Source organism: Acinetobacter sp. SM1B (assembly GCF_003289665.1).
GTDB classification, from domain to species: domain Bacteria; phylum Pseudomonadota; class Gammaproteobacteria; order Pseudomonadales; family Moraxellaceae; genus Acinetobacter; species Acinetobacter schindleri.
The window spans coordinates 1-13,475 of the sequence record NZ_QMBM01000002.1 but is presented as its reverse complement, the minus strand read 5'-3'; the positions used below and the strand labels follow the sequence as shown (position 1 = coordinate 13,475).

General features: G+C 42.1%; 12 protein-coding genes. 6 read left to right on the top strand and 6 right to left on the bottom strand.

Going from position 1 to position 13,475, the window contains the following annotated elements; genetic code table 11:
- Nucleotides 1-38: 38 nt before the first annotated feature.
- Nucleotides 39-2,165 (bottom strand): bifunctional mannitol-1-phosphate dehydrogenase/phosphatase, encoded by a 2,127-nt coding sequence (gene mtlD / locus C8322_RS12780; RefSeq protein ID WP_111810755.1) that lies wholly within the window; start codon nt 2,163-2,165, stop codon nt 39-41.
- 309 nt (nt 2,166-2,474) lie between these two features.
- Here mtlD and C8322_RS12775 point away from each other — a divergent pair, with 309 nt between their 5' ends.
- The 5 genes from C8322_RS12775 to C8322_RS12755 all read left to right on the top strand — a co-directional run bounded on the left by C8322_RS12775 (nt 2,475) and on the right by C8322_RS12755 (nt 6,601).
- Entirely contained in the window at nt 2,475-3,419 is a 945-nt protein-coding gene (locus C8322_RS12775) for an ABC transporter permease (protein WP_004809405.1), read from the top strand.
- Complete coding sequence (locus tag C8322_RS12770; RefSeq protein ID WP_004809406.1) at nt 3,419-4,300, top strand: ABC transporter ATP-binding protein; 882 nt, start codon at nt 3,419-3,421, stop codon at nt 4,298-4,300. The genes C8322_RS12775 and C8322_RS12770 overlap by 1 nt, the downstream gene beginning before the upstream one ends.
- 77 nt (nt 4,301-4,377) lie before the next feature.
- Nucleotides 4,378-5,385, top strand: coding sequence for an isopenicillin N synthase family dioxygenase (locus tag C8322_RS12765; RefSeq protein ID WP_004809407.1), 1,008 nt, complete (start codon nt 4,378-4,380; stop codon nt 5,383-5,385).
- Entirely contained in the window at nt 5,382-6,263 is an 882-nt protein-coding gene (locus C8322_RS12760; RefSeq protein ID WP_004809408.1) for a hypothetical protein, read from the top strand. Before C8322_RS12765 ends, C8322_RS12760 begins: the two co-directional genes overlap by 4 nt.
- Nucleotides 6,264-6,271: 8 nt before the next feature.
- A complete protein-coding gene (locus tag C8322_RS12755) occupies nt 6,272-6,601 on the top strand; it encodes a DMT family transporter (RefSeq protein ID WP_004809409.1) in 330 nt (109 codons plus the stop codon).
- An 88-nt stretch (nt 6,602-6,689) separates the two neighbouring features.
- Here C8322_RS12755 and C8322_RS12750 read toward each other — a convergent pair whose 3' ends face one another.
- The 4 genes from C8322_RS12750 to C8322_RS14695 are packed head-to-tail and all read right to left on the bottom strand — an operon-like array spanning nt 6,690 to nt 10,096.
- Nucleotides 6,690-7,712 (bottom strand): ABC transporter substrate-binding protein, encoded by a 1,023-nt coding sequence (locus C8322_RS12750; protein ID WP_004809410.1) that lies wholly within the window; start codon nt 7,710-7,712, stop codon nt 6,690-6,692.
- Nucleotides 7,709-9,517, bottom strand: coding sequence for an allophanate hydrolase (gene atzF, locus C8322_RS12745; protein WP_004809411.1), 1,809 nt, complete (start codon nt 9,515-9,517; stop codon nt 7,709-7,711). Before atzF ends, C8322_RS12750 begins: the two co-directional genes overlap by 4 nt.
- Nucleotides 9,518-9,528: 11 nt before the next feature.
- Nucleotides 9,529-9,972 (bottom strand): CopG family ribbon-helix-helix protein, encoded by a 444-nt coding sequence (locus tag C8322_RS12740; protein WP_004809412.1) that lies wholly within the window; start codon nt 9,970-9,972, stop codon nt 9,529-9,531.
- On the bottom strand, nt 9,965-10,096 hold the full coding sequence (locus C8322_RS14695) for a hypothetical protein (protein ID WP_004647016.1): 132 nt from the start codon (nt 10,094-10,096) through the stop codon (nt 9,965-9,967). The genes C8322_RS12740 and C8322_RS14695 overlap by 8 nt, the downstream gene beginning before the upstream one ends.
- A 609-nt stretch (nt 10,097-10,705) precedes the next feature.
- On the opposite strand from C8322_RS14695, the gene C8322_RS12735 reads away from it, so the two are divergent.
- On the top strand, nt 10,706-12,469 hold the full coding sequence (locus C8322_RS12735) for an ATP-dependent nuclease (RefSeq protein WP_213065971.1): 1,764 nt from the start codon (nt 10,706-10,708) through the stop codon (nt 12,467-12,469).
- On the opposite strand, the gene C8322_RS12730 is transcribed toward C8322_RS12735, so the two are convergent.
- On the bottom strand, nt 12,396-13,364 hold the full coding sequence (locus C8322_RS12730; protein WP_014538385.1) for an IS30 family transposase: 969 nt from the start codon (nt 13,362-13,364) through the stop codon (nt 12,396-12,398). The genes C8322_RS12735 and C8322_RS12730 overlap by 74 nt on opposite strands.
- Between the last annotated feature and the right edge of the window lie 111 nt (nt 13,365-13,475).

Sequence of the window (13,475 nt, the reverse complement as noted above, 5' to 3'; positions counted from 1 at the left end):
CCCAGAAAATTCTGGGTCTTTTAGATTTAACGTTTTATTCAGCTGAATGCCTGTTGTAAATTCAGTTGCATGAATTTCTGCAAGGACAGTTTTCCAGCAATGATCTGATTGATGAATTGTGCCATTTCGTCATACAACATCTCATAGAGCTGCGGTTCTAATGCCATATGTCTTAACTGGATCTGCAAATGCATCAACAGTTCCTGCTGCTCGCATTCGCCCTGCTCCAGCGCATAGACATAACCGAGCACTGCTCCTTTTAAAACCACATCAAAAGGCAAGCTATATTTGAGCAAGGTCGCCAACGAGCCTATCACCCGCTCATTGTGCTCAAGTTTTCTGAGGGGTTCACGACCTACACGTGCGCATGGGTCCTGATAAGCATGGGCACAAGATTCACTAAAGCTTTGAGCCAGACGTTCCAGATCTGAGGCATGTTTTGGAATCTGGTAACATAGACTATGTTTCACCTGAGCTAAGGACTGGTGCATAAATTTTCTGACTGCCTGATCTGACATGGCAATCCCAATAGTCGGATGTCCACGCAGGCTGGCATACCAAGCCATCATCGCATGTACGCCATTCCATAAGCGGTTTTTAATCAGCTGGATATTGGCAATATCATCCACCAGAATCATCTGCCGCATTTTCGCCAGTAAGGGACTGTTATTTTCTACATAAATCGGCATATCCGTTTCAGCATTAAACAGAATCAGATCCATCGACTGCAGGATATGACTCGGCTGGAAGTTACGGCGCAGGTCTTCTATATATAGACCTGCCTGATGTTCCTGCTCGGCATTCAATGCGGTTGAATCATCCAGATCAACGGTGGACAGATCTTCATCTAGCTGGTACTGCTTGAACATGTTGTATTTAATGCGCAACTGACGATACAGTTTCTGGTCTGATAGCTTGGACACCATACGGTTGACCACGGTGTCACAGAAGTAATGCTGATCCATAATCTTCTGTGCAGTCTGTTCATCGGTAATCCGTCGCAGACTGTTCAGAATCTGCTGTATCACCTTCTGTTTAGCACCGATTTTATTCAGGATAATGAGCACTGTCAGTGGTTGATCCTGCTGCTCATAAGTCAGATAACGTGCGTATAAACCTTGTGCAATGACCTCCGCTTCAGAAACCAGTGCTTCCTCAGGTACGCAAATGGCAACCAGACTGGATTCAATATACATGTTCTGCATCTGTTCCAGATCATGTGCATCAATCACGCTCATATTTTCAATACGCTGATCAAACGAATTCTGTCCATAGCGGATACAATAAGTACCAAAAGCATTGACGCTTGATTGATACAGCGGATTACGTGTCGAAGCAATTATTTTGCGCGGACGAGTGTATCCATCCCAGTGTGATAATACCTGAGCCAGATAACCGCCCCCAATTGCACCAAAACCGTGTATCCCGACCGTCAACTGATTCAGTGTTTGCGGAAAAGTGGTCTCCAGTTCCGGCATGTCCAGAACCGGAACAAACTGGTTCAGTTCCGTCAAGAAATCTTCGACCGTTTCATAATAATACTGGGCTTGTGCCAGCATCGACTCGTTCGGTGTTTTGATGTCTTTGAAAAGCACCGTCATCCCGCCTGCATCATAGGCAGAGCGCAGACCATTTTCAGAATCTTCAAACATCAGGCACTGGGCCGGACTTAAATTGATTTTTTCGGCTGCACTGATAAAAATTTCCGGATGAGGTTTCCCCTGTTTAATCTCATCGCCACAGACCAGTACATCAAAAAACTTATAGACATTGGCATTGATTAAATATTCTTCTGCGATCGCACGTCGGCTTGAGGTGGCTACCGCCATTTTCAGACCAGCTTTGCGCAGGCGTTCCAGCACTTGTAATAAACCTTTTTTAATCGGAACGCCGTACTGACGCACGTGCTCCAGTTCCAGCACATCGGCACGTTGACGAATCTCGGCATAAGGTACATCTTCTCCATAACGCTCTTTAGCCAATTGCTCTGCACTACGAGCACTAAGGCCCAAACACTGCATTAAATAACTTTCAGAAAATTCAATGCCAATCAGCTCACGTGAAGCTTGTTGCAAGGTTTGAAAGCGCAAGCGTTCGGTATCAAACATGGTTCCATCCATATCGAAAATTGCGCCGTGTACGATTTGATTTTTAAATTCTAGCATTGCTCCCCTTTTATAATTCAATGAGTTAAGAAGTGAGCAATACCTTAAAGAAAAACAAAACTGAATTAAACCAATGTAAAGATATGAAATAGTTTGGATCAAAAAATAACCAATAAAGACTGAAATGCTATGTTTTATGTTTTTATACGTAACCAGAAGGTTAATTTAAGTAAGTCAAAAACTTTATTTTTTAATGATTTTTGAATATCAGATTCTTTTATCAAATTGAAGATTTTAGTTAATCATGGCATCCATTTTGCTTAGTCAGTATTACGTTTTATAAAATTTGTAATATTGAGGGGCAACACTATGAGTTACGTTGCACGTGAACTCAGTCACAGAAATAAGTTACTGTTTGGCTTGGGGTCGTTTTTAATACCAATTCTCATCTGGTGTGCAGTCAGCTATTTGCCATTTATCTGGCATCCACAAGTCCAGATTACGGATTCAGGTAGTGTTGCCTATTTACAGGTGGATAGTCGTATTGATAAAAACCTGTTTTTTTCTGCTGCCCAGTCTGCGGTAGATCAGGGTCTGGCTCCGCCGCAAGGTATTCTGGTGAATCCGATTTATCTGCCTGCACCCCATGAAGTTGCCATTGCACTGGTCACGGCTTTTACCACAGAGCCTGCTCAGGCCAATGCGCCCTGGTTTCATGAAAGTCTATGGCACAGTATCAAGCTGGTGTTTACTGCGTTCTTTATTTCTTCCCTGGTCGGTATTCCACTTGGCATTTTATGTGGATTCTCCAATAAAGTTTCCCAGCTGACTGAACCCTTTGTCGAATTTTTCCGTTACTTGCCTGCTCCAGCCTTTGGTGCACTGGCTGTCGCCATTCTTGGCATTAATGATGCACCCAAAATTGCCATCATTGTGATTGGAACTTTATTCCAGCAAATCCTGATTATTGCCAATACCACACGTCTGGTGGATCGCAGCCTGATTGAAGCCGGTTTTACCCTAGGCACCAATAAACTCAAAAGCCTGTTTTATGTGGTGATTCCAGCAGCTATGCCAGAGATTTACCGTAATCTACGCGTACTGTTGGGTTGGGCATGGACCTATTTAATCGTAGCAGAACTGATTGGCAGTACATCCGGGATCACCTGGTTTATTACCCAGCAAGCCCGCTATCAGAACTTTGATAATGTCTTTGCCGCGATCCTGATTATTGGGGTGATTGGTCTGCTGTGTGATGTGATTTTAATGAAACTGGGACAACGCTTATTTAAATGGAAACCGGGAGCTAACTGATGCAAAACACTGAATTTAATACCCGCGAATACTTTGACAAGATTTATAGCCGTCCGGTGATTCTGGAAGCAAAGCAATTGACGCAAAAATTCAGTCATGGCAAAACCGAACGTACGGTTTTAAATGCCCTTGATCTCAAAATTCATAAGCGTGAATTTATTTGTGTGATTGGTCCTTCCGGTTGCGGCAAGTCAACCTTTAGCCGTGTCGTCGCCGGTCTGGATCCTTATAGTAGTGGTGAGATTCTGGTGGATGGACAGCCCATTACCGGCCCAAGTCCGGAGCGTGGCATGGTGTTCCAGGGCTATACCCTATTTCCATGGAAAACCGTCAAGGAAAATGTCATGTTTGGTCCGCGCATGAAAGGCCAAAGTAGTGCGGCGGCCGAAGCACAGGCACGCGAATGGATCAATATTATTGGTCTAGAAAAGTATGAAAACCAGTATCCGCATGAGCTGTCTGGCGGGATGAAACAGCGTGTCGCGATTGCCCGGGCTTTGGTCAATGAGCCAAAAATCCTGCTGATGGATGAACCGTTTGGGGCACTCGATCCGCATACCCGACAAAAAATGCAACGCCACTTGATGGATCTTTGGCAAAACATCGACATTACCATTATTTTTGTGACCCACGATATGGATGAAGCGATTTTACTGGCCGACCGTATTGTTGCACTGAAAGCCAATCCGGGTGAAATCAAGGAAATTATTGAAGTTGATCTACCTCGTCCACGCCATCCAGACGTCATGCTTAGTCCTGAATTTAAACAGTTAAGACAACGTGTCGATTATCTGGTGCATGCTGAAGAAGATGAACTGGATCCGGCACTGGCAGAATTGCCGGTCATTCCGCGTATGACCAAGGTCAGCAGCAATAAATAATCTTATCCAAAATGCATTTGGGACGACCCGAAGGTTTTAATCGCTGTGTTGGACGACCAACATAAGAGGTGATTGTCATGCAAGCGCAATATGTACTCCCACTGGTTGATATTTCAAAATTGCAAAGTCCGGATTTAGCCGATCGTGTAGAAGTAGCAAATGCTCTGGATCATGCCTGTAAAGAAGTTGGATTTCTCTATCTGCAAGGTAGCCAGTTTAATTTTGACTACGCTAAAACCCTGATTGAAATGGCCCAGTCCTATTTTTCTCAGGATCTGGACATCAAAATGCAGCACTATATTGGCAAATCAAAAAACCATAGTGGCTATGTGCCGATTGGCGAAGAACAGTTTGCCGGCAACAGTTATGATTTAAAAGAAGCCTATGATGTCAATTATGATTATCAGGGGGTAAGAAAAGACTGTCCTTTACTGGGGCCAACCTTATGGCCAGACCATCCGGATTTCAAGTCTATTGTCAGCCAATACTATAGTCATCTGCGTGAGATCAGCCGGCAGATTTTTTCTGCCTTTGCACTGGCGTTGGGCGTTCGTGAGGACTTTTTTGAAAGCAAAATTACTGATGCACCAAGTCAGCTACGCTTGATTCATTATCCCTATAATCCGGAAGTGAAAGACGCCGAAGGCATTGGCGCACATACCGATTACGAATGCTTTACCTTACTGTTACCCACCGCACCCGGCTTACAGGTTTTGAATAAAGCCGGTGAATGGATCGACATTCCCCTGATTGAAAACACACTGGTAATGAATATCGGTGACATGATGGAAATTCTGTCAAATGGTAAATATCTCGCCACCAAGCACCGCGTGAAAAAGGTCTCTGAAGAACGTTATTCATTCCCGCTGTTTTGCGCCTGCAATTATGACACCGTGATTGAACCGGTTATTCACACTGAAAATTCCAAATATTCTGCCCTGATCGGGGGCGAGCATCTGTTTAATCAGACCGCCCAGACCTTTCAATATTTAAAACAGCGCGTCGCTAGCGGTGAGCTGGTCTTAAAAAATGCTGTACCACTTTCCTCTTTTGGACTTGAAGAACAGGCGGAGACAGCATCATGAATCTGTTTGAAGTGATTAAGACTTTAAAGCCCACTATCCCTCAGCCAGAGATTATTCCGGGCTTTTTATACGGAGCTTTCCGGCGTAAAAGCATCAGTTTTTATAATGGCCTAACTGATGAAAATACCATTGTGTACTGGTTTCAGTCGCACAGTTTTACCATTGATCTTCGTCTAAAAAGCCAGACGGGAACTGCGGTTCAGGAACGCCAAGGCTGGATTGGCAATACGTTTTGGGATAACGCTAGCCAACTCTTGTCCTGGGACGTGAAAGACTACGCCAATTACCAGAATCATGTGCAGTGGCCGGAACCAGCCAGGTTGCATGCGATTGGCAACTGCATTCTGGAATTTTCACCCAGTAATGTTTATGTCGAAGACTGGCGCCAACAGATACAGCACGGTTTATTTTTAGGCCTGCGTCTTCAGTCTGCGTTTGAAGGTCAATCCGGTCAAAAACTGGAAATGGATGGTGGCGTGATTATTTGTGGCAATCATATTGCCTATGCCCTGACGCGTTTGCCTGAAGTGCAAAGTGCAGTTGCTCAAATGGATTTGAAAGCTGTCGATCCGACCGTGTTTGCCTTGTTGGAAAGTTTTGAGGTTTCTATCGGGACTGATGGTCAAGCTAAAACTTACAGCACCTGCAGCAGTGAGACAGGTAAAGCTTTTAACCTGGAAAATTTTGAAGTTCTCAATGGAAGCAGTCTGGTTCAGCATGTCATTTTAGATGGTCGCGACATTGACCTGATTTTTGAGCTGGATATATACCAGCCAGATTACCAATTTCAATATACAACCCCCACGACTACACAAGCTGAAAGCTGGCTGAAGTCAGAACAGGATCACCTGATGCAACATGCAGAACGGGTGTTATAGGGAGAAATATGTCTTTTTTATATCTGTCGATTGCCATTATAGCAGAGGTCATTGCCACTTCTGCATTGAAAGCCTCTAATGGTTTTAGTGTGTTCTGGCCTTCGCTTGCTACCATTTTTGGTTATGCCATTGCCCTGTTTTTCCTGTCACTGACCATGAAAACCATTCCGATGGGCATTGCTTATGCGATCTGGTCAGGAGCCGGCATTATTTTAATTTCAACGGTTGGTCTCTTGGTATTTAAACAGCAACTGGATCTTCCTGCACTGATCGGGCTGGCATTCATGATTATTGGCATTATTTTTATCAATGTCTTTTCTAAAAGTACGCAGCTTTAATTTTTTGATATTAATCTGATAATAAAAAATCCCCAATCTGGGGATTTTTTATGGGTCTAGATTATATTCCCGAATGAGGAGATATGCTCTATTTGAGTTCTTGTACTAATGTAGGAACAATCACGCCATCCACGTTCATTTCAGTCGTATAAATGCCGTTGGCCACATTGAACTTGTTCACATGATAGCTGGAACCATAGATCGAGTCGAAACCATCACCTTTGGTAAAGACTTTCTTGTTGGCGGCCAGATCAAGTAAATGCGTACCATCAATGAACTGCATATAGGTCTTCGCATCGACCCCGACACGTTTAGACATGATCTGTGCAGCATCTTCACGAGTCGCCGGATCATTGATGTATTTGACGGTTTTATCCCAGACCTGAATCACCTTTTTCCATTGCTCTTTATTGGCTTCCAGATGAGTCGGATTCACGGTCAAGGTGTCGTAGATTAATCCCGGCTTGTCTTTAGAGGTGAAAATAATCTTGGAACCGGCCACCGCAGATAGTGCCTGATTTGCCACTGGCTGCCATACTGCAATCGCATCAATATCGGCAGTGGCAAATACCTGTGGCAATTCATTGGTCATGGTATTGACCAGTTTGACCTCATTCAGGCCAACTTTGGCATCATCCAGTGCAGTGGACAGTAACAAGTGATCGACCAGACCTTTTTCAGTTGCAACCGTTTTACCGCGCAGATCCTCAATTGAGTTAATGCCATTCTTGGCAATAATTACATCATTCCCGGCCGAATAATCGGTCGCCATGATCATCACGCCTTTGGTCCCGCCAGAGCCAGTGACCAGATTATCACCATTGGTGACCATGACTGCATCCAGCTGGTTGGCAGCAAAAGCTGAAAGTGAAGCAGAATAGTCAAACCATTTAAAATCGGCATTAACTCCGGCATCTTTCAGCCAGCCTTTTTCAATCGCCACCTGCCAGGCCACAAATCCCGGCCAGTCACTATAACCAATCCGGATGGGCTGAGTAGTCAAACTCCCTTCTGCCTTGGCATTTGGTTCAGGTACTTTAGCGGTATTGTCACAACCGCTTAAAAGGATTGCAGACAGTACGGAAACGGACATCAGTGCTTTTTTGATCATTTTGCGACTTCCCCTATGCATTCACATTTAAATTTGGTATTTGAAAGTTGTTTAGATTTTATAAATTCGCGCCAGCCACCGAAATGACTGATATCTGTTGCATCTTCAAGTGCATAGCCTTCACAGATAAAGCCTTTGACCCAAGTACCATCAATCAGCTGGACATTGCCGATCCCCAAAGGTGCCGGAACTTCTGCAACAATGTCCCCGAACAGTGCACGCGGAATGTCCCAGACCTCTACTTCAATTGAAAAGCCTTTCGCGTTGTATTGCAGGCCAGGTTTTGGCGGTGTGGTATTTTTTAAAGCGTAGAGTTTGTAATGCGAAGTAGTCCGGGTCTGCTTGATCAGGGTGCCACCACGTGTGGTCAGCTGAAAATTCAGTGGCATACCGGTCAGATGTGCACCGACGACAGCCAGTTTGACGTTGTGACCCGATGAGATTTCAGTTATTTTTTCATAGCTAAGTTCAGATGTGCCCAACTTTAACTGGCTTGCTTGCTGCCATTTTTGCCCGAATTTGGCCAGTGCTTCATCCATCCAGGCTGGCGCAATAAAGGTCACGCCCGTTGGCAGACCATCGGCACGAATGCTATTTGGTAGCGCCAAAGCTGTCAGATCGGCAAAATTGACAAAATTGGTATAAGCGCCCATGTGGCTGTTTTTGACCAGAGGATCCGCTTCTACTTCTGCAATGCGATAAATGGTGGGTGCAGTAGGCACCATCAAGGCATCATAATCTGCCAGTGTATTTTGAATAACACGGCTCAGGCGAGCGCGTTCATATTCATCCTGCATGGCATCGACCGCATTGAACCGGTCTGCCTGCGCAATAATCTGGCCAATGACCGGATGGGTCTGCTCGCGTTGCACCATTTTTTCCACGGCACTGGTACGTTCAGCCACCCAAGAGCGGTTATACAAGGCCGCTGCCAGTTGTTGAAATGGAGCAAAATCAATCGGCTCAACCATATAACCCAAGCTTTGTACACGTGCGATCGCCAGCTGGAATGCTTTTTCAGTTTCAGCATCGCCATAAAATTCGAGTGTATCCGGAATGGCAATTTTCCCTTTTGAAAATTGGCTCGGTTCATTCTGAGGATGCATTCTGGAATAATCATCGCTGGCATCATAGCCTTGCATGACTTGCGCCACCTGCCAGGCATCATCCACCGTTAATGCAAAAATCGAAATCACATCGATGGTGCGACAAGCCGGAATCAGGCCTGTAGTCGAAAACCAGCCTTTGGTCGGTTTGAGTCCGACAATGTTATTGTGCCCTGCTGGTATACGTCCTGAACCTGCAGTATCTGTACCCAGTGAAAATGGTACTAATCCATTGGCTACCACCACGCTGGAACCCGAACTCGAACCACCACTGATATATTCAGGATTAAAGCTGTTCTTCACCGCGCCGTATGGGGAGCGCACACCGACCAGACCCGTCGCAAACTGGTCCAGATTGGTTTTTCCCACGACAATCGCGCCGGCAGCTTTTAATTTGGCTACTGCTGTTGCATCGGAAGTCGCCAGATAAGCTGCCTCTTTACATGCTGCTGTGGTATAGAACCCTGCAACATCAATATTGTCTTTGACTGCAAATGGCACCCCATAAAGTGGCAAGCTTGCACTATCTGCGCCAGTCAATGCATCAATTTGTGCCTGTAATTGTGCTGCTGTTGCAATTGAAATCCAGGCATGATCGTCATTATTCAATCCGGCAACATACTCAATCAGGTCACTAAGCTGGATATTGTTATTCTGGTAGGCGTGTTGCCAGTCCTGTACAGTCCATAAGTTGTGCACAGCTGTTCTCCTTAAGTGTGTTCGGTATTTTGTGGAATGGGTGGCATGACGGTATCCATCAGTTCGAGATGCCCTTTAATCACGCCTTTCAGTGCAATAAATTGTTCGCTTATTTCTTTCAGGTCACTGCTCGCGCCCTGCATCAGCATGACTTGCAGAATTTTTTCATCATCCAGCTGGATATGAAGCGAATTGATCACTTGTGCCAGATACTGCTGCTGCAGATCGACCAGCTGACTGCGCAGCGGTTTCAAGCTGACGTCATAGAGCAAGGTAAGCGTGCCAACCATGACTTCATCGCGAATCACCAGATCATCAATCAGGTGGCGGTTAATCATATCGACAATGGCCTGCGAGCGGCTTTCATAGTGCTGCTCGACAATTTTTTGATCCATCGCATGTAGCGTTGTTTCTGGCACGGTAATACTGATCCGTGCCAATTTTTGTTTAGGCACGATGTTGATCCTTGGGTTGATATTGGGAAGACTGTTTAATGTGAAAGCCTGCACGTACGCTGAGCAGCTCAACCAGAAAGTGAAGCCATGGATGCATTTTTTTATTTGATGTCGGATTGTTCATGTGCATCTCCTGTGGATATTACAAAACCAGAATTTCGTATTACTTAGGAAAATGCAGAAAGCGTGCCAATTTTTAGTTATTTGGATGAGGTAAATAAACTTGCTTAAAAGGGCGAAAAAAAGCCCCATAACATTGAAATGGGGCTTGTTCTAAAGCAAAAGTAAGTTTTGTATTTCACCGGTTTATTCCATTTTGATTGCTCATGTCCTTGCTATTCTTTTTATACATGAATGGTTAACCGATGTTTGTGATTATGAGTGATCAAGTGTATTGCTCTCCTCTATTTATGTTGTATATAAATAAATGCATTAAGCGTGCCACAATATAAAATAGAATAGATTTAAGTAGAATGCTTTTAAAATCGACCACATATATATAAGCCAGAATAAGGATGATTTAATTTTATTAAGTGCGGCTAAAAAATAGGCCACTTTGCACCATTGGGGTTCGAGTGTGCATCAAAGTGTAGCTGAGTGATTCAGACCGTTATCTATCTAAGTGTTATTCTTCTAAAATAAAGACCAACCAGATGATCAATCACTATTTTATAACTCATTTGAAAAGTGATGAATTACTGCTAAATTAGCACCTATATCTGGGGGCATTTTTATGACAGAAAAATTATATTATTGGGCAGAAAATTTAGAAGACTATACTTCAGATAATGATACAGACACAGAGAATAAAGAAGTTATAGAAATCAAAAGACTTAATTTTTTTATTGGTAAAAATAATGCAGGAAAAAGTAGGTTTCTGAGAGAGCTTTTTTTATCAAAATATAAGATAAATGACTATAATGATGTAAATAATAAGAATGACTTCTATGCTGAAATTTATCCTATAGTTAATTCTACCAATGGCACTCTAATAGGTAACAACAGTCATTTCGGTGGTTCTAATAAAGCTGATTTATTAAATAAATTAAAACAACTAGATAGTCTACCAAAACAATTTGATCCTAAATCATTATATAATTTAAAAGAGGAAATTTCTAAATTTCGATTCACCAAAAATGATGCTACTGTTAGAATCTCCGATACTATAGATAAATATTTGCAATCTTATTCAAAATTATATATCCCTATTCTTCGCGGCATGCGCCCTGTGACAGAAGAGGTAAATAGACAACCTTACATTGAACGTGCCCAAAAAGATTATTTCCCTGATAAAGAAAAGTTCAACTCCCAAAATATTATTACAGGTGAATGTTTATACCACGAACTTAAAATTCATCTTCTAGGTGAGCCTGAACAACGTGAATTGATAAAAAATTACGAAGACAAATTAAGCCAATATTTTTTTGATAACGAACCTGTTTCACTTATTCCCAAGCATGACCAGGACGTTGTGAATATAAAAATTGGTAAAGATGCTCAAAGACCTTTATTCGAATTAGGTGATGGTCTGCAACAAGCAATTATCCTAACCTATGAAGCTTATATAAAAAGCAAAGATAAAAATGGAAATACTGAAACACATGCATTCTTTATTGAAGAACCTGAACTTCACATGCATGCTGGTATGGTTCGTCAATTGATGAATTTCTACTTAAACGAAACACCTCATTATTATTTCTTTACTACACATTCAAATCATTTACTAGATATGGCTGATGAATCTGATCAAGTCATGATTCAAAAATTTGTAAAACAGCCGAAAGATGATGATCAAAGCAAATTTGACTTTAAAATTTATCGTTGTGACCGTGATCGTGACTTACTTGCCTCATTAGGTGTAAGACCTTCTTCTGTATATCTAGCCAATTGCACCATTTGGGTTGAAGGCATTACCGATCGGCTCTATATCACTAAATATATGGAAAAATATTTAGCTGAATTAGAGAAATCGAATAAAGAACTTTATAAAAAGTACCGTCGCTTTATGCCGAATTATCACTACACATTTGTAGAATATGCAGGGAGTAATTTAGTACATTGGTGCTTTAGCGACGATTACGCAGATCAATTAGAAGATAAAGGGCTTAGTGCTAAAGCGGTCGCAAGTGAAATGTTGCTAATAGCTGATGGCGATATTCAAGGTAAAGCTGATCGTGTTCAGATTTTAAGAAAAGAGTTAAAGACAGATAATTATCTGATTTTAGAGTGTAAGGAAACAGAAAACACCCTTCCTAAAAATTCTATAGTTAGAGTAGCTATTCAAAGATTTAATCGAATGAAATTTAAAACAAAAGATAGCTATGATATTTCTTTAATTAATAATATTACTGATGAAAATTATTTCGATCATAAGGAAGTTGGTATTGGTAAGCTTTTGGATATTAAATTAAAGAAGGGCGAATTCAAACATGAGGTGCGACAGTTTGAAAAGTCTTATGATAATCAACAAGCTGAGCAAATTTCTCTAATGGTGTAAGCCAATCTAACGCTTTTCTAGGACGAGTATTCAGTGACATGGCAACTTGATTTAAATAATGCTGATCTGCCTGATTTAAATCAATCCCTTTAGGTAAATATTGCCTAATTAAACCATTCATATTTTCGCATGTGCCTTTTTGCCAGGGTGAATGTGGGTCACAGAAATATACATCTATGCCTAAATCTTCTTCAAGTATTTTATGTTCTGCCATCTCGCGTCCACGGTCATAGGTCAACGTTTTACGCAGTTCTGCAGGTAAATATTTCAGAGCTTCAGTTAAAGCCTTGCGCACTGATTCTGCCTTTGCATCAGGTAATGTTGCCAAGATACAGAGCCGTGTATTTCGTTCAATAAGTGTTGCTATCGAACTTTTATTGTCTTTACCTTTAATTAAATCAGCTTCCCAATGACCCGGTATTTTTCTTTCTTGAACTTCGGCTGGGCGCTCATGAATAGTTTTAATATCCTGTAATATAGAATCTTTTTTAGGTTCACCGTTAGCTTTTCGCTTTTTATTTTCATGACGCAGACAGGATAATAAGTCTTTTTTCAACTCACCCTTTGGTAATGCTCGTATCGTTGAATAAATCGTTGTATGGCTTACATTCATTGTTTGATCCAAATCAGGAAATGTCTTTAAACGCTTTGCTATTTGCTGAGGAGACCATAAACAACGGATCGCTTCAACAATAAATTTCCAGAGGATTGAATCGATTTTGAGTTTTCTGTGACCACGTCTACGTCTAGCGAAGGTGTTATCAGAAGCATATCGAGCTTGATAAACGTCATTGATGCTATTTCTTTTAAGCTCACGATAGATCGTACTAGGATGTCTTTTAATGAGTTCAGCAAATTTTCTGGCTGAAAAGCCTTCTTTTCTTGACTCAAGCATTAATGCAGTACGATCTTCAAAGTTAAGATGATGGTATGACAATTTTATATACTCCATAAACCCTTTAAATTAATTAGGTGGTTTATGTCGCACTTCAAGTTTTACTCTGCC